The sequence below is a fragment of the Streptomyces sp. CB02009 genome, assembly GCF_001905825.1.
Lineage (GTDB): Bacteria > Actinomycetota > Actinomycetes > Streptomycetales > Streptomycetaceae > Streptomyces.
This window is the reverse complement of record NZ_LIVV01000009.1, coordinates 286,350-303,736: the sequence shown is the minus strand read 5'-3', so window position 1 is coordinate 303,736 and position 17,387 is coordinate 286,350. Positions and strand designations below refer to the sequence as shown.

General features: G+C 72.3%; 14 protein-coding genes. 10 read left to right on the top strand and 4 right to left on the bottom strand.

Going from position 1 to position 17,387, the window contains the following annotated elements:
* Nucleotide 1 precedes the first annotated feature (1 nt).
* Together AMK27_RS32050 and AMK27_RS32045 are read right to left on the bottom strand one after the other, a co-directional pair.
* The gene (locus AMK27_RS32050; protein WP_241847666.1) at nt 2-1,255 is read right to left on the bottom strand and encodes a low temperature requirement protein A; all 1,254 of its coding nucleotides are present in this window, start codon (nt 1,253-1,255) and stop codon (nt 2-4) included.
* A gap of 12 nt (nt 1,256-1,267) precedes the next feature.
* Entirely contained in the window at nt 1,268-2,116 is an 849-nt protein-coding gene (locus tag AMK27_RS32045; protein ID WP_073916181.1) for a sirohydrochlorin chelatase, read from the bottom strand.
* A gap of 364 nt (nt 2,117-2,480) precedes the next feature.
* On the opposite strand from AMK27_RS32045, the gene AMK27_RS32040 reads away from it, so the two are divergent.
* From AMK27_RS32040 to AMK27_RS31995, 10 genes are all read left to right on the top strand, one after another.
* Nucleotides 2,481-5,438 (top strand): FAD-dependent oxidoreductase, encoded by a 2,958-nt coding sequence (locus tag AMK27_RS32040; protein WP_073916179.1) that lies wholly within the window; start codon nt 2,481-2,483, stop codon nt 5,436-5,438.
* A 193-nt stretch (nt 5,439-5,631) separates the two neighbouring features.
* Nucleotides 5,632-7,053, top strand: a complete 1,422-nt coding sequence (locus AMK27_RS32035) for a NarK family nitrate/nitrite MFS transporter (protein WP_241847665.1) — start codon at nt 5,632-5,634, stop codon at nt 7,051-7,053.
* Nucleotides 7,054-7,219: 166 nt separating this feature from the next.
* The gene (gene pflB / locus AMK27_RS32030) at nt 7,220-9,490 is read left to right on the top strand and encodes a formate C-acetyltransferase (RefSeq protein WP_198955971.1); all 2,271 of its coding nucleotides are present in this window, start codon (nt 7,220-7,222) and stop codon (nt 9,488-9,490) included.
* A gap of 166 nt (nt 9,491-9,656) precedes the next feature.
* The gene (pflA, locus tag AMK27_RS32025) at nt 9,657-10,487 is read left to right on the top strand and encodes a pyruvate formate-lyase-activating protein (RefSeq protein WP_073916171.1); all 831 of its coding nucleotides are present in this window, start codon (nt 9,657-9,659) and stop codon (nt 10,485-10,487) included.
* A gap of 150 nt (nt 10,488-10,637) precedes the next feature.
* A complete protein-coding gene (locus tag AMK27_RS32020; RefSeq protein ID WP_073916168.1) occupies nt 10,638-11,789 on the top strand; it encodes an MFS transporter in 1,152 nt (383 codons plus the stop codon).
* Nucleotides 11,786-14,098 (top strand): molybdopterin oxidoreductase family protein, encoded by a 2,313-nt coding sequence (locus AMK27_RS32015; RefSeq protein WP_073916167.1) that lies wholly within the window; start codon nt 11,786-11,788, stop codon nt 14,096-14,098. Before AMK27_RS32020 ends, AMK27_RS32015 begins: the two co-directional genes overlap by 4 nt.
* A gap of 7 nt (nt 14,099-14,105) precedes the next feature.
* The gene (locus tag AMK27_RS32010) at nt 14,106-14,705 is read left to right on the top strand and encodes a 4Fe-4S dicluster domain-containing protein (RefSeq protein ID WP_030315529.1); all 600 of its coding nucleotides are present in this window, start codon (nt 14,106-14,108) and stop codon (nt 14,703-14,705) included.
* Complete coding sequence (locus AMK27_RS32005) at nt 14,702-15,361, top strand: Rieske (2Fe-2S) protein (RefSeq protein WP_073916165.1); 660 nt, start codon at nt 14,702-14,704, stop codon at nt 15,359-15,361. Before AMK27_RS32010 ends, AMK27_RS32005 begins: the two co-directional genes overlap by 4 nt.
* A complete protein-coding gene (locus AMK27_RS32000) occupies nt 15,358-15,849 on the top strand; it encodes a DUF6755 family protein (protein WP_073916163.1) in 492 nt (163 codons plus the stop codon). Before AMK27_RS32005 ends, AMK27_RS32000 begins: the two co-directional genes overlap by 4 nt.
* A 72-nt stretch (nt 15,850-15,921) precedes the next feature.
* Entirely contained in the window at nt 15,922-16,143 is a 222-nt protein-coding gene (locus AMK27_RS31995; RefSeq protein ID WP_073916162.1) for a hypothetical protein, read from the top strand.
* Between the two features lie 19 nt (nt 16,144-16,162).
* Here the strand turns inward: AMK27_RS31995 and mscL are convergent, their stop codons facing one another.
* Entirely contained in the window at nt 16,163-16,693 is a 531-nt protein-coding gene (gene mscL, locus AMK27_RS31990; protein WP_073916160.1) for a large conductance mechanosensitive channel protein MscL, read from the bottom strand.
* Nucleotides 16,694-16,816: 123 nt separating this feature from the next.
* Entirely contained in the window at nt 16,817-17,383 is a 567-nt protein-coding gene (locus tag AMK27_RS31985) for a hypothetical protein (RefSeq protein ID WP_073916158.1), read from the bottom strand.
* Nucleotides 17,384-17,387: the final 4 nt, after the last annotated feature.

The following is a 17,387-nucleotide window of genomic DNA, read 5'->3' as shown; positions in this document are numbered from 1 at the left end:
GTCAGCCGGTCGCCGTACCCGTACCGGGACTCGTACCGGGAGCCCCACCAGGGCCCCCGCCGGGACCCGTTCCCGTCCCCGTTCCGGCGCCCGGTCGCGTCGCCGGGTTCCCCGCCGTCAGGGTCACGCCGACCGCGACCGTGACCGCCGCGACGACGCCCGCGGCCAGGACCGCCCAGCGGCCCGCGAACGAGCACATCAGGATCGCGAGCGCCGAGACGGGCAGGACGAGTTGCTGCGCGATGCCGACCTTGAAGTAGCGGGCGTGGAGGAGCCACACGGACAGCAGGAACACGGCGGACGGGATCGTCACCGCGGACGAGGCGGCGAGCGTGGAGATGTGGGCCTTGCCCACGGCCTCCTCCACGGCGATCTCCAGTCCGGCGCCGACGGCCGCCGCGGCCGCGAAGATCACGTAGTGGCCGTAGCCCCACCGGAACGCCTCGCGGCTGGAGGTCAGCCGGTTGTGCGCGGGCACGACGAAGTAGATCCACCAGGCGGCGAAGACGAGCAGCAGCCCGCCCGCGGCGATCGGCAGCACCTCGCCGAGGGCGTCGTTCTCGGCGATGCCCGTCTTCACGGCCACCGTCGCCGCGGCGACGGTCTCGCCGAGCACGATGATGGTGAACAGGCCGTACCGCTCCGCGATGTGATGGGGATGCCAGGTGCTGGGCGCGTTCCGCTCCGCGAACAGGGGGACGGACATCTCGGCCAGCGCCATCACGAGGAACACCCACGGGCGGGCCGACTCCGGGACGAGGAGCAGGGCGATCCAGCCGATCTGCACGGCGACGACCCCGCCCGCGTACCGCCGGCACATCGACCGCTCGGCGGGATCGGTGGCGTGGTGCGCGGCCCGCAGCCACTGCGAGGCGAGCGCGAGCCGCATGACGACGTAGCCGATGTAGACCACGAGGAAGTCGTGCTCCGCGAACGCGCGCGTGACCCCGGCCGCGAGGATGAGGACGCCGGCGATCTGGATCAGGGTCACGACGCGGTAGAGCACGTCGTCGTTGTCATAGGCCGAGGCGAACCACGTGAAGTTCATCCACGCCCACCAGATCGCGAAGAAGATCATCGCGTAGTTGACGATCCCCTCGCCCGCGTGGCCCTCGGCGACCGCGTGCACCAGCTCCGCGCCCGCCTGCGCGACGGCGACGACGAAGCAGAGGTCGAAGAACAGCTCCAGGGGCGTGGCCGCCCGGTGCGACTCCTCGCGGGAGCGCGCGGTGAGGGGGAGGAACGGTTGTGTCATGCCCCCAGCACATCAGAGCGGAAGGGTCTCCCGCTGACATGCCACGCGCGGCGGGATCTCCGCCCCCGCCTCCGCCGCTGCGTACCTCGCCCCCGCCTCCGCGTACCTTGCCTCCGCGTACCCCGCCTCCGCCGCCGCGTGCCTCGCCTCCGCATGCCCCACCCCCGCGTACCTGGCCTCCGCCCCCGCCTCCGCGTACCGCGCCGCCACGAGCCGCGCCACGCGCGCGTGGTCGGCGATCGGGGCCGCGACCGCCCACGTGCCCGGGACCGCGGCCAGCGCGCGCGTGAAGCGGCCCGGGGCGAGGAGGTGGGTGGCCACCGCGACCCGGCGGAAGCCGCGGGCGCGCAGCAGCGCGACCGCCTCGGCCGGGGCCGGGGCGCTCGCCGAGCAGTACGCGGCCGTCACCGTCACCGGTACCGGCAGGAGCAGGCCCAGCTGCCGGACCGCCGCCAGGGTGCCGTCGTTGCCGCCCGGCCGGGAGGAGCCCGCGCCGGCGACGACGACCGCGTCCGCCGCGCCGCCTGCCGCCCGTTCGGCGTCCCGCAGCCGGTCGTACAGGGCGAGGGCCACCGCGTGCTCGCCGCTCAGCCCGCGCGTGACCGCGCAGTCGAAGGCGCGGGCGACGGCCGGGATGTCGACGGTGCGGTGGTAGCCGTCGCCGAGGAGCAGCGGCACGACGACCGCACCGGGCCGGTCCGCGAGCACGTGCGGCAGCGAGGGCGTCTGGTGGTCGAGGTGCCCGACGGCCACGGGCGCGCCGGTCAGCGCGCGTACGGAGTCGGCTAGCCGGGCGGTCGTCGCGCCCGCCTCGGGCACTGCGCTGCCGTGCACGGCGATGACCAGCTCGCGTGCTGTCATCCGTACCTCCACCCGCCCCGGTCCACGCGGTCGGGGAGTGTCCCGGCCCTGTCGGGGGCCGCGCGACGGTGTCGTGCGTCGTCGCGGCCCCACCCGTTCACGCTAAGCCCGTGCCGCCGCCCCGCGGCCGCGCCGTTCGGCCCCGGCCGGGGGGTCGCAAGTCCCGGATCCTCGGGCCCTTCACGGCCCCGACACGCCCACCCGGCGCCCCTACGGTCGGAGGGGACGCCACCCGTACGCGAGCGGCCCACCCGGCCCTGAACCGTGCACGGAACCAGTCCCGCGCACCCGAACCAGCCCCGCGCACCCCCACCGCGCGCCCCACCCCACCCACCCCGCACCCGAACACCCCACGGAGACCGCCATGGCCGCCCAGCGGACGCAGACCCTCGTGCTCATCGGCCACGGAATGGTCGGCCACCGGCTCCTGGAGGCGCTGGCCGAGCGCGGCGCGCTCGCCGACCCCGCCGTGCCCGGCGGCCCCGGCTGGCAGGTCACCGTGCTCGCCGAGGAGGACGTGCCCGCCTACGACCGCGTGCACCTGTCCTCCGTCTTCACCGGCACCGACCCCAACCAACTGGGTCTCTCCACGCCCGAGTTCCTCTCCGGCCACGGCATCGACCTGCGGCTCGGCGACCCGGCCGAGCACATCGACCCGGCCGCCCGCACGGTCACCACCACCTCCGGCGCGGTCGTCCCGTACGACGCGCTGGTCCTGGCGACCGGCTCGTACCCCTTCGTGCCGCCGATCCCCGGCGCCGACGCGGCCGGCTGCTTCACGTACCGCACGCTGTACGACGTCGACGCCCTCACCCGGTACGCCGAACAGGCCGGGACCGGTGTCGTGATCGGCGGCGGGCTCCTCGGCCTGGAGGCCGCCGGGGCGCTCCGCACCCTCGGACTCACCACGCACGTCGTCGAGTTCGCGCCCCGGCTCATGCCGCTCCAGGTCGACGACGGCGGCGCGGCGGCCCTGCGCGCGACGATCGAATCGATGGGCGTGGCCGTGCACACCGGGGTCGGCGCCGCCGAGGTCGAGACGGACGCCGACGGGAAGGCCTGCCTGCTGAAGCTGTCGAACGGCGAACGGCTCCCCGCCGACGTGGTCGTCTTCTCCGCCGGCGTGCGGCCGCGCGACCGGCTGGCCCGCGAGGCGGGACTGGCGGTCGGGGACCGTGGGGGAGTGGCGGTGGACGAGCACTGCCGGACGACGGACCCGTACGTGTACGCGATCGGCGAGTGCGCGCAGACCTCCGACGGGCGGGTGTACGGCCTGGTCGCCCCCGGCTACCAGATGGCGGAGGCGGTCGCCGACCAGCTCGCCGGCTCCGGCGCGACGGTGTTCACGGGCGCCGACACCTCCACCAAGCTGAAGCTGCTCGGCGCGGACGTGGCGTCGTTCGGCGACCCGTTCGCGGACGGACGGGACGGCGGTCCGCGGGCCACCGAGATCGTGTTCTCCGACGGGCGCGAGGGCGTCTACAAGAAGCTGCTGCTCGGCCCCGAGGGGCAGCTCCTCGGCGGCATCCTGGTCGGCGACGCCGAGGCCTACGGCTCCCTCAAGCCGCACGCGGGCCGCCGGCTTCCCGGCCCGCCGGAGGCGTTCCTCCTCCCGGCCGGCGCGGCCGGCGCGGAGCCGCCGGGCGCGGACGCGCTCCCCGACGACGCCGTCGTCTGCTCCTGCCACAACGTGACCAAGGGCGCGGTGGCCGCGGCGATCACCGAGCACGGCCTGACCGACCTCGGGGGCGTCAAGCGCTGCACCAAGGCGGGCACGGGCTGCGGCGGCTGCGCGGGCACGCTCCAGGCCGTCCTCGACGCGGCGGGCGTGGAGCGGTCGCGCGGGCTGTGCGAGCACTTCCCCGAGCTCACCCGCCCCGAGATCTACGAACTGGTCCGCACCGAGCACATCCGCTCGTTCACCGAGCTGATGGAGCGGTACGGCTCCGGCGGCACGGGCGGGAGCGCGGGCGCGGGAGGGGGCGCGGGCGCGGTTCGTGGCGCGGGCACGGACGGGGGCAGGGGCACGGACGGGAATGCGGGCGCGGGCGGGAACGCGGGCGCGGGCGGGAACGCGGGCGCCGGCTGCGTCGTCTGCAAGCCCGTCGTCGCCAACGTCCTCGGCACCCTCGCCCCCGAGCTGGGCCTGCGGCACGTCCTCGACGGCGAGCAGGCCGCGCTCCAGGACTCCAACGACCTCTTCCTCGCCAACCTCCAGAAGAACGGCACCTACTCGGTCGTCCCGCGCGTCCCGGGCGGCGAGATCACGCCCGAGCAGCTCATCGCCCTCGGCGAGGTGGCCCGGGACCACGGCCTCTACAGCAAGATCACCGGCGGCCAGCGGATCGACCTCTTCGGCGCGCGGAAGGAGGAGCTCCCCGCCATCTGGCGCCGGCTGATCGCGGCCGGTCTCGAGTCGGGGCAGGCGTACGGAAAGTCCCTGCGCACGGTCAAGTCCTGCGTCGGGTCGCGGTTCTGCCGTTTCGGGCAGGGCGACTCGGTCCAGCTCGCGATCGATCTGGAGCTCCGCTACCGGGGCCTGCGCGCCCCGCACAAGATCAAGGGCGGGGTCTCGGGCTGCCTGCGCGAGTGCGCGGAGGCCCGGGGCAAGGACATCGGCGTCATCGCCACCGCCGGCGGCTGGAACCTGTACGTGTGCGGCAACGGCGGCACCCGCCCCCGCCACGCCGACCTGCTCGCCTCCGACCTCTCGGCCGCCGGGCTGTTCGCGCTGATCGACCGGTTCCTCATGTACTACGTACGGACCGGGGAGCGCCTCGAACGGACCTCGGCGTGGCTGGAGCGGCTCGGCGGCGGGACCGAGGCAAGCGGTGGGACGGGCGGGAGCGACGGGGCCGGCGGCACGGCCGCGGCCCGCGGGCTCGCGCGGCTGCGGGAGGTCCTGATCGAGGACTCGCTGGGGATCTGCGCGGAGCTGGAGGCGCAGATGGACCGGCACGTGGCCGCGTACCGCGACGAGTGGCAGGCCGTCCTCGACGACCCCGCGGCGCTGGCCCGCTTCGCGCCGCACGTGGCCGGGGTGGAGTTCCTGGAGCCCGGACGGGGCCGGGCCGCGGTCCTCGCGGACGGCACCGAGGCGGCGCTGTTCCGGAACGGGGACGGCGAGGTGTACGCGGTGGGCAACCGGGACCCGTTCTCGGGCGCCGACGTCATCGCGGACGGGATCATGGGCAGCAGGGACGGGGTGCCGGTGGTGGCGTCCCCCCTGCACAAGCAGGAGTTCGACCTGCGCACCGGCGCCTGCCTCGACGACCCGTCGGTCACCCTCCCGGTCCTCCCGGTGCCTACGGCCCGCCCCTGAGGGGACCTAGTGCCGCCGACGGCCCGACCTTGGCCCGCCCGCCGGCCCGACCTAGGCCCGCCCGACGGCCCGACCTAGGCCCGCCCGTCCGGCGACCATCGGCACTGACCCGGCCCCCACCCCGCGGCGCAGCCTGGAAGAGCAAGGAAAAGCCTCGAAGCTCAGCCCCGAACAGGGAAGTCAGGGAAGCGCCATGAGTTCCGTAGTCCAGGACAGTAGAAGGACGGGCGGGTCCTCCGCCTCGTACGACACGGAGCAGTACCGCCCCGGCAGGCCGATCACCGACTGGGAGCCGGAGAACGAGCTCTTCTGGAAGTCGATCGGACGGAAGGTCGCGAACCGCAACCTGTGGATCGCCGTCCCGGCGCTGCTCGTGGCGTTCGTCGTCTGGCAGGTGTGGTCGGTCACCGCGACCAACCTGAAGGACGTCGGCTTCGGCTTCTCGACCTCCCAGCTGTTCTGGCTGACGGCCATCCCCGGTCTGACCGGCGGCACCGCCCGGATCCTCTACACCTTCCTCGGCCCGATGATCGGCCAGCGCCGCTTCACCGCGCTGTCGACGGTCGTCCTGATCGTGCCGCTGATCTGGCTCGGCATCGCCATCCAGGACCCGACGACCCCGTACGCCGTGATGGTGGCCATCGCCGCCCTCTGCGGCATCGGCGGCGCGAACTTCGCCTCCTCCCTCGCCAACATCGGCTTCTTCTTCCCCAAGGCGAAGAAGGGCAGCGCGACCGGTATCAACGGCGGTCTCGGCAACCTCGGCGTCTCCGTCGTGCAGCTGCTGACCCCGATCGTCATCACCTGGTCGACCATCGCCATCGGCTCGGCCCAGCACAAGGCCGACGGCACCCCCGTGTACCTGCAGAACGCCGCCTTCCTCTGGGTCCCGGTCCTGCTGGTCCTGGCGGCCGTCGCCTGGTTCGGGCAGAACGACCTGAAGGTCGCCTCGACCCCGTTCAAGCAGCAGAAGATCATCTTCAAGCGCAAGCACAACTGGCTGATGACCTGGCTGTACGTCGGCACCTTCGGCTCCTTCATCGGCTTCGCCGCCGCCCTGCCGATGCTGATCAAGACCACGTTCCCGGACTACTCGATCGCCACGTACGCCTGGATGGGCCCCGCCGTGGGCGCGCTCGCCCGCTGGGGCGGCGGCTGGATCGCCGACAAGTGGGGCGGCGCCCGGGTCACCATCCTGTCCTTCGTGGGCATGGCCCTCTCCCTCGTCGGCGTGATCAACTTCCTGCCCTCGGGCAGTGACGGCGGCTCGTTCTACGGCTTCTTCTTCTGCTTCCTCGCCGCGTTCTTCTTCTCCGGGATCGGCAACGGATCGACCTTCCGCCAGATCCCGGTCATCTTCCGGGGAACCCACCTCAAGGGACTCACGGAAGGCACCCCGGAACACGACAGGGCGCTGAAGCAGGCGGAGATGGAGTCCGGCGCCGTCACCGGATTCACCTCGGCCATCGCTGCCTACGGCTTCTTCTTCATCCCGGCCCTGTTCGGCTCGGTGGCCGTGACCAGCGCGATGTGGGGATTCGTCGCCTTCTACGTCAGCTGCATGGTCGTGACCTGGTGGTTCTACGCCCGGAAGAGCGCCGAGGCCCCCAGCTGAGGCACTCCGGAAAAAGACCCCGCCCGGCGGGGTCTTTTCGCGTACCCGGAACAGGACCTAAGGCCGCCCGGAGGTGACCATTGCCGACCGAAATGATCGATCAGAAGAGGTGCAATGGAAGCAGGCAGAAACGCGACCGAATGAATCGAAGAAGGCGGTGCGGGCAGTGACTGCGACCCCTGCTGAAGCAACGGTGAACGAGCGGGCCTGGAAGGGCTTCAAGGGCGGACTGTGGCGCGACGCCGTCGACGTCCGCGACTTCATCCAGCAGAACTACACGCCGTACGAGGGCGACGACTCCTTCCTGGCCGGACCCACCGAGCGGACCACCGCCGTGTGGAAGGCCATCACGGACCGGTTCCCCGAGGAGCGCGCCAAGGGCGTCTACGACGTCTCGTACGACGTGCCGTCCACCATCACCGCCCACGCCCCCGGCTACATCGACCGCGACAAGGACCTGATCGTCGGCCTCCAGACCGACGCCCCGCTGAAGCGCGCGATCATGCCGTACGGCGGCTGGCGCATGGTCGCCGGCGCCCTGGAGACCTACGGCTACCCCGTCTCCCCGGACCTGGAGAAGGTCTTCACCGAGTACCGCAAGACCCACAACGCCGGAGTCTTCGACGCGTACACCCCCGAGATCCGCGCCGCCCGCAAGGCCGGCGTCGTCACCGGGCTCCCCGACGCCTACGGCCGCGGCCGCATCATCGGCGACTACCGCCGCGTCGCCCTCTACGGCGTCGACCGGCTCGTCGAGGTGAAGCGGGAGGAGAAGGAGGAGCTCAACACCCTCCCCGCCGGAGACCGCTCCATCGAGGAGACCATCCGGCTCCGCGAGGAACTCGCCGAGCAGATCCGCGCCCTGGGCGAGCTCAAGGCGATGGCCGCCTCCTACGGCCACGACATCTCCGGCCCCGCCGTCACCGGCCGCGAAGCCGTCCAGTGGCTGTACTTCGCCTACCTCGCCGCCGTGAAGGAGCAGAACGGCGCCGCGATGTCCCTCGGCCGCACCTCCACCTTCCTCGACGTCTACCTCCAGCGGGACATCGAGGCCGGTGCCCTCACCGAGGAGCAGGCCCAGGAGCTCGTCGACGACTTCATCATCAAGCTCCGCATCGTCCGCTTCCTGCGTACCCCGGAGTACGACCAGGGCTTCTCCGGCGACCCGACCTGGGTCACCGAGTCGCTCGCCGGCATGGGCGAGGACGGCCGTCCGCTGGTCACCCGGACCTCGTTCCGCTACCTCCAGACCCTCTACAACCTGGGCCCGGCCCCCGAGCCGAACATGACCGTCTTCTGGTCGCCGCGCCTCCCGCAGGGCTTCAAGGAGTTCTGCGCGAAGGTCTCCATCGACACCTCCTCCGTCCAGTACGAGTCGGACGAGCTGATGCGCCCCCGCTTCGGCGACGACACCGCCATCGCCTGCTGCGTCTCCGCGATGCCCGTCGGCAAGCAGATGCAGTTCTTCGGCGCCCGGGTGAACCTCGCCAAGACCCTCCTGTACGCGATCAACGGCGGCCGCGACGAGAAGTCCGGCGTCCAGGTCGGCCCCGACACCGGCGCCCTCACCTCCGACGTCCTCGACCACGACGAGGTCATGGCCAGGTTCGACGCGCAGATGGAGTGGCTCGCGGACGTCTACGTCCACTCGCTGAACGTCATCCACTTCATGCACGACAAGTACGCCTACGAGCGCATCGAGATGGCGCTCCACGACCGCGACGTGCGCCGCACCATGGCCTTCGGCATCGCCGGTCTCTCGGTGGCCGTCGACTCGCTGGCCGCGATCAAGTACGCCACGGTCACCGTCCACCGCGACGAGACCGGCCTCGCCACCGACTACACCGTCGAGGGCGACTACCCGGCCTACGGCAACAACGACGACCGGGCCGACGAGATCGCCGTCTGGCTGGTCGAGGAGTTCATGAGGAAGGTGCGCAAGCACCCCACCTACCGGAACGCCGAACACACCCAGTCCGTGCTGACCATCACCTCCAACGTCGTCTACGGCAAGAAGACCGGCAACACCCCCGACGGGCGCCGCGCCGGCGAGCCCTTCGCCCCGGGCGCCAACCCGATGAACGGCCGCGACACCCACGGCTACGTGGCCTCGGCCCTGTCGGTCGCCAAGCTCCCGTACGAGGACGCCGAGGACGGCATCTCGCTGACCAACACGGTCACCCCCGACGGGCTGGGCCGCACCCCCGAGGAGCGGATCACCAACCTCGCGGGCGTCCTCGACGGCTACATGGCCAGCGACGGCTTCCACATGAACGTCAACGTCCTCAACCGCGACACCCTCATGGACGCCATGGAGCACCCGGAGAACTACCCCCAGCTGACCATCCGGGTGTCCGGATACGCGGTCAACTTCGTCCGGCTCACCCGCGAGCAGCAGCTCGACGTCCTGAACCGCACCTTCCACGGCTCGCTGTAAGCGGCCCTTCCCCGGCCCGGGGCCGGGGGCCCTCACTCCCGGCCCCGGGCCACCCCCTCCGCCCCTGGAGGGGGCCCCTCCCCCTCCCCCTCCCCCTCCCCCTCCCTCCCCACCCCTCCCCCTCTCCTGCGCACCGCCCGAAGGCCCCTCCGAAGGAGGCCCCGCCATGACAAGCCTCGCCCTCGCCCCCACGACCCCGGCGGCGTCCCCGGCGCCCATTCCGGTGTCCCCGGCGGCCACCCCGGCCGCCGCCGCGACCCAGCGCCCCTCCGAGGGCTCGGTCCACTCCTGGGACCTGTCCACCGGCGTCGACGGCCCCGGCACCCGCTTCGTCACCTTCCTCTCGGGCTGCCCCCTCACCTGCCTCTACTGCCACAACCCCGACACCTGGCGGATGCGCAACGGCCGGCGCACCTCCGCCGACGCCGTGATCGCCGAGGCGGGCAAATACGTCCGCTTCATCTCCGCCTCCGGAGGCGGCGCCACGGTCTCCGGCGGAGAACCGCTCCTCCAGCCCGTCTTCACCGGCGAGCTGCTGCACCGGATGAAGCACGAGCTCGGCCTGCACACGGCCCTCGACACCTCGGGCTTCCTGGGCGTCCGCGCCACCGACGCCCTGCTGCGCGACACCGACCTGGTCCTGCTCGACATCAAGTCCTGGGACCCCGCCACATACCGGAAGGTCACCGGCCGGCCGCTCGCGCCGACCCTCGACTTCGCCAGGCGTCTCGCCGACCTCGGCCAGGAGGTCCACGTCCGCTTCGTCCTCGTCCCGGGCCTCACCGACGACCCGGCCAACGTGGAGGGGGTCGCCGCCTTCGCCGGGGGCCTCGGCAACGTCTCCCGCGTGGACATCCTTCCCTTCCACAAGCTCGGCGAAGCGAAGTGGCAGGCACTCGCCATGCCCTTCACCCTGCACGACACGCCGTCCCCGACGCCCGGTCAGGTCGCCGAGGTCCGCGAGGTCTTCCGCGCCCACGGCCTGCACGCGGTCTGACCTCGGCCCGACGCGGCGGGACGGATTCCGCGGTCGCCCGAGGGTTCCGAGCCGACCCGGAGCGGCGGACGGAACCCGTCCGGGCGACGCCCTCACCCCAGAACCTTTCAAAACAGGGCAAAACCGCCCGTACGGCCTTACCGTGGCCGCGTGACCGAGCCACCGCAGACAGCCGAGCCGACCCCTCCGCCGGGCGATCCCGCCCCCGGCGCCCCCTCCCCGGGCGGCCCCGCCCCGGGAGATCCGGCGGCCGCCGGCCTCCCCCCGCAGACCCCGGCCGCCGTGCGCCGCCGCGCCTCCCTCGCCGGCGCCGTCGTCTCCGTCCTGCTGATCCTCGCGATCGTCTTCGGCAGCCGCCTGCTCCGCGACTTCGACTCGGCCCTGCTGCCCTACGCCGTCGCCACGGTCTTCCTCGCCTTCGGCGTCGCCTACCGCTACACCGTCTGGATCTCCGCCCCCGGTGCCCGCCGCCTCTTCCACAAGGGCTGGGGCTCGTTCTTCTCCGTCGCGAACTTCCGCAGGGCACCCACCGCGGTGCCGAAGATGATCGCCACCTACCTCGGCTTCCAGAAGTTCCTCGGCGCCCGCTCGCACGCCCGCTGGGCCGCCCACCAGCTCATCTTCTGGGGCTGCCTGCTGGCCGCCGCGATCACCTTCCCCCTCACCTGGGGCTGGTTCACCTTCACCTCCGCCACCGGCGCGGGCCCCGGCTACGAGATGCGGATCTGGGGAATCAAGATCATCGGCTTCGACGCACTCAGCGTCGTCGGCTGGCTCATGTTCCACGGCCTCGACATCGCCGCCGTCCTGGTCATCCCCGGCGCCGGCTACTTCCTCTGGCGCCGCATGAAGGACCGCGGCGCCATCACCGGCCAGCGCTTCGCCTACGACCTGGTGCCGCTGCTCGCCCTCATCGTCATCTCCGTGACCGGGCTGCTGCTCACCTTCTCGTCGATCTTCCTGCACGGCGGAGGCTACGAGTTCCTCGCGATCCTCCACATGGTGTCGGTCGTCTTCACCCTCATCTACATCCCCTTCGGGAAGTTCTTCCACATCGTCCAGCGGCCCGCGGCCGTCGGCATGCAGCTCTTCAAGTACACCGCCCGCCGCAAGGACGAGGAGGTGCTCGCCTGCCGCCGCTGCCACGAGCCCATCGACACCGCCCCCTACGTGGAGAACCTCAAGGGCACCATGCGCGACCTCGACCTCGGCTTCGACGAATGGGCCGAGTACTGCCCCCGCTGCAAGCGCGTCCTGCGCGGCAACGCCTACCTCGACCACGTGAAGAAAGGGTTCAAGTGACCGCGACCGACCCGAACAGGGCGCTGCCGCTCGATCCCTCCCTCGCCCCGCCCGGCACCCGCAACTTCCGCGACGCCGGCGGCATCCCCGCCGACCGCTGGCACGCCGACCAGAACGGCGAGACGCTCGTCCCCACCCACTGCTGCTTCTGCGGCGTCCAGTGCGGCATGTACCTCCGCGTCGACCGCGGCGGCAAGGTCTTCGGCGTCGAACCCCGCAACCACGACATCAACCGGATGCGGCTCTGCCCCAAGGGCATCAACGCCTACCAGCAGGTCAACCACCCCGACCGGCTCACCGCGCCCCTCATGCGCCGCAACCGCGACGAGGAGTTCCGCGAGGTCAGCTGGGACGAGGCGCTCGACCACACCGTCGCCGAGATCCGCCGGATCCAGGGCGAGTACGGCAACGACGCCTTCGGCCTCCTCGGCGGCGCCAGCCTCTACTCCGAGAAGACCTACCTCGTCGGCAAGTTCGCCCGGGTCGCGCTCAAGTCCCGGCACGTCGACTACAACGGACGCCTCTGCATGGTGTCCGCCGCCGGGGCCAACAAGCTCGCCTTCGGCATCGACCGGGCCGGCAACCCCTTCTCCGACATCCTCCTCACCGACTGCCTCCTCATCGCCGGGTCCAACGTCGGCGAGTGCTTCCCCGTGATGACCCAGTACCTGTGGGGAGCCCGCGACCGGGGCGCCACCCTCATCGTCGTCGACCCGCGCGAGACCGCGATCGCCCGCACCGCCGACGTCCACGTCGCCCTCAAGCCGGGCACCGACTCCGCCTTCTTCAACGCCGTCCTCCATGTCGTCGTCGCCGAGGGCCTCGCCGACGACGCCTACCTCGCCGCCCACGCCACCGGCTGGGACGAGGTCAAGGCGACGGTCGCCGCGTACCCGCCGGCCCGGTCGGCCGAGATCTGCGGCGTCCCCGAGGAGCAGATCGTCCAGGTCGCCCGCATGTTCGCCGGCGCGGACCGGGCCATGGCCTGGCACGCCCGCGGCGTCGAGCACCACTCGCAGGGCGTCGAGAACTGCCTCAGCATCATCAACCTGTGCGTCGCCGCCGGACACATCGGCCGGCCCGGCGCCGGCTACGGCACCATCACCGGCCAGGGCAACGGCCAGGGCGGCCGCGAGCACGGCCAGAAGTCCGACCTCCTCCCCGGCGGCCGCTCCATCACCAACCCCGAGCACCGCCGCCAGATCTGCGAGATCTGGGGCATCGACGAGGCCGAACTCCCGCCCGCCGGGACCTCCATGATGGAGATGGTCTGGCAGATGCAGCGCAAGGAGATCCGCGGACTCGTCGGCATCTGCAACAACCCCTTCGTCTCCCTCCCGAACTACGCCACCGTCAAGGACGGCTACGACACCCTCGAGTTCCACGCCCAGTTCGACTTCTTCCTCTCCGAGACCGCGGCCAACGCGCACGTGGTCTTCCCCGTCACCGTGTGGGCCGAGGACGAGGGCGTGATGGCCAACGCCGAGGCCCGGGTCGTCAAGCACAACAAGGCCCAGGAGCCCCCGGCCGGCGTCCGCACCGACACCTGGGTCATCTGCGAACTCGCCCGCCGGCTCGGCGCCGGCGACAAGTTCGAGTTCCCCGACTCCCGCTCCGTCTTCGAGGAACTCCGCATCGCCTCCGCCGGAACCGTCAACGACTACTACGGCATCACCTACGAGCGCCTGGAGGAGACCGGCGGCATCGCCTGGCCGTGCCCCAGCACCGAGCACCCCGGCACCCCCCGCCTCTTCGAGAACGGCCGCACCTACCACCCCGACGGCAAGATCCACATGCAGGTCGTCGAATGGCACCCGCCGATGGACCCGTACAGCGAGGAGTTCCCCCTCTCGCTGACCACCGGCCGCACCGTCGCCCACTTCCTCTCCGGCAACCAGACCCGCCGCCTCGGCGCCCTCGTCGAACAGACCCCGCGCCCCTGGGTGGAGGTCCACCCCTCCCACGGCTTCCGCAACGGCGACCCCGTCCGGGTCGTCACCCGCCGCGGCAGCGAGGTCTTCCCCGCCCTCGTCACCGAGGCCATCCGCCCCGACACCGTCTTCGTCCCCTACCACTGGCCGGTCCCCACCGCGGCCAACGCCCTCACCATCGACGCCCTCGACCCCCGCTCCAAGATCCCGGAGTACAAGGTCTGCGCCGCCCGCATCGAGGCCGCCGAACGGATCGACGAGGTCCCCGCCCCACCCACCGCACCAGGCCACCAGGCCTACCCGGAGACCCAGGTCTCCCGCACCGACCCGCTGCCCCCCACCTCCCCCCAGGGCCGCGGCACCGCGGAGAGGAGCTGACCCGCACATGATGGGCCGCACGATCTTCATCGACCCGGGCCGCTGCATCGGCTGCCAGGCCTGCGTCTCCGCCTGCCGGGAATGCGACTCCCACCGGGGCAAGTCGATGATCCACCTCGACTACCCCGACGAGGGCCACTCCGTCGCCTCCCTCCCCACCGTCTGCATGCACTGCGAGGACCCCGTCGCCCCCTGCGCCGAGGTCTGCCCCGCCGACGCGATCCTCGTCACCGCCGACGGCGTCGTGCAGCAGGCCGACACCACCCGCTGCATCGGCTGCGCCAACTGCGTCAACGCCTGCCCGTTCGGCGTCCCCAAGATCGACCTCCAGGCGAAGCTCCAGATGAAGTGCAACCTCTGCTACGACCGCACCGCCTACGGCCTCGCCCCGATGTGCGCCACCGTCTGCCCCACCGGCGCCCTCTTCTACGGGACCCTCGAAGAGCTCCAGGCCGAACGCCCCGGCGTCCAGGTCGCCGACTCCTTCACCTTCGGCTCCACGACCGTCTCCACCGGCGTGGCGATGGTCGTCCCCGCCGACAAGGTCCAGTGGCCGGTCCCCGGAGGCCTTCCCGTCGTCGAGATCAATGGAAGGGACGTCCGTTGAGCGTCACCGACCCGCAGCCGCCCGCGTCGGACCCCCGTTCCGACGCGGCCCAGGAAGCGCTCCACGACCGGATCGCCGCGGACTCGCTCACCACCCGCCGCGACTACCTGCGGATCGTCGCCACCGTCTCCGGCGGCCTCGCCGTCGGCGGTGTCGCGGTCGCCGCCGGCATCCTGCACCGGCACGGGGACAGCGACGGGCCGACCGAGGCGAAGAAGATCGCGGACGCGATCCTGCCCGGGGAGTCCCTCGCCTTCCGCTACCCCGGCTCCGAGGACCGCGCGGTCGCCGTCCGCCTGGAGGACGGCACGCTCGCCGGCTACTCCGCCGTCTGCACCCACCTCGCCTGCGCCGTGCTCTGGCGCAAGGACCGCGGCAGCGAGGGTGAGCTGTACTGCCCCTGCCACGAAGGCGTCTTCGACGCCCGTACGGGAGAGGTCACGGCCGGCCCGCCGCCCCGCGGACTGCCGAAGGTGCTGCTCGTGGAGGAGGCCGACGGCAGCGTCTGGGCGATCGGCACGGCCCGCTCGGGCGAGAGCGCCCGGGAGGGCCTCTGCCGCCAGCTCGGCGACGACCGCCCCGAACTCGCCGACCGGCTGGGCTGCCCCGGCGCGTCCGCCCGGGGCGCGGCGCCGGAGAGGAGTGAGCGCACATGACCGAGGACGCCTTCCCCCGCGACCCAGAAGCCCCGGAACCGGCCAGGCCCCCCGTCACACCCGGAGCCCCCGTCACTCCCGGCGCCTCCGGGGGATCGCCGCCGCCCTCGCCCTCGGCGCCCGCCGCTCCGCAGGCCCCGCGGCCCCCGGCGTACACCCCGGGCAGTGCGCAGCCGCGGCTGAACCGCCCCGTGCACGAGCGGTATCCGCAGATCCGCCCCACCAGCGGATATGGCGATCCGCGGATCACCCGCACCGGGCCGGGGCCGGGAGCCGGTACGGAGCAGGAGCCGGAGCGCTCCTCGAAGCTGACGGCCCGCCTCACGCTGGCGCTCACGGTGGTCATCGGCCAGCTCTGGGGGCTGACGATCGTCGTCGACGAGTGGATGTCGGGGAACACCGGCACCGCCTGGTGGGGCGCGGGCTTCCTCTGTCTGTCGTTCCTCGTGGTGCTCGGGATCTGGCTGCTCGACCCGAAGGACCGCTGAGGGGCGTAGGCGGTACCGGAGATACGCAGATCAGAGGGGTTCGGGACGGGGCGGCGGGCGTACCCTTGGGGTATGAGCACCGCCCCCGCCCACGGACCGCGAGACGCGAAGCGGCCCGGCGTACCTTCCAGCCCCGAGAACAGTCCGAAGCCGGCACTCGTCTTCGACGATCCGCTGGACCAGCAGTCCGCGGACGACACGGACCGTGGATGGGGCGAGCGGCCTCGCACCGGTGGCGACAGCGCCGCCGACCTCGCGCGCTTCCTCGACGAGAAGCCGCCGCACCACCTCTGACGCCGGCACGAGCTGTCGGTCAGGAGGTGGGGTGCGTCCCCGACCCGCCGCCGGACCCCGAGCCCGTACCCGGGCCCGTCCCGGTGCCCGTGCCCGCGACGGGTCCTCGCTGGGCGACCAGGTGGTCGCGGATCTCCTTGAGGACCTCCAGCTCGCTGATCTCCATGACCTCCTCGACGCCCTCCTTCGCCTTCTCGTGCGCCGCGCGCTTCGCGAGGATCTTCGCCATCGGCAGGACCATCAGGAAATAGACGACGGCCGCGGTGATCAGGAAGCTGAGGATCGCGCTGAGGACCAGACCCCACTGGATCTGGATGCCCTGCATCTCTCCGTCGACCACCCTGCAGGGGTCCTTGAGGCAGGACGAGTAGCTCTCCAGGTCCTTCGTGCCGAAGGCGCCGACGACCGGGTTGATGATGCCCTTGACCACCGAGTTCACGATGTTGGTGAACGCGGCACCGATGACGACGGCCACGGCCAGGTCGATCACGTTGCCACGCATCAGGAAGGCTTTGAAGCCGCCCATCAGACTTTCCTTCTTCTCGGCCACCAAGGTGCCTTTCGTCGCTTGTGCTGCTGTGTGCGCTGTGTGCGGTGCCATTAGGCCGCGAACGGTACAGAGCCGTCCAATCCGTACACACGTACCGGTGAACGGGCAGGGTGTCCGTGCGAATCAGCACACTGTCACCGCCAGTTGGGAGGTGACACCCGCACCCGCCAGCGCGGCGGCCGTCGACCGCGGCACCGACAGGACGACGAGCGCCCCTCCGTCCGACCGAGTCTCGCCCGGCTGCGGAACTTCGGCCACCCGGGCGCCCGTCGCGACCACCCGGGCCTCACCGGCCCCGCCGAGCGCCGAGTTGGGCGCGGCGATCACGTCGACCCGGTCACCGGGGCGCAGCAGCCGTACGGTCGCGGCGTCGGCGATCCGCACCGGAGCGGACACCAGCCGGACGGCGACGGACGGCCGGGCGCGCGCCGCGGTGGGGGCGGTCCGGTCGCCCGGCGGGGGTGCCGCCGCGGCGCCCGGTGGCGGGCCGCCGCCCGCGACGGCCAGGGCCGTCGCCACGAGGGCCAGGAGTACCGCGGGGGCCCAGCGTCCCCGGCGCAGCGCCCTGCGCAGCCGCAGCCGGGGGCCCCGTACGCGCAGGGGTGCGAAGACCGGCACCACGCACGGCGCCGGAACGGGCGAGAGGGAAGGAGAGAGGGAGGGGGAGGGGGGAAGGTAAGGGTGCGTCATCGCG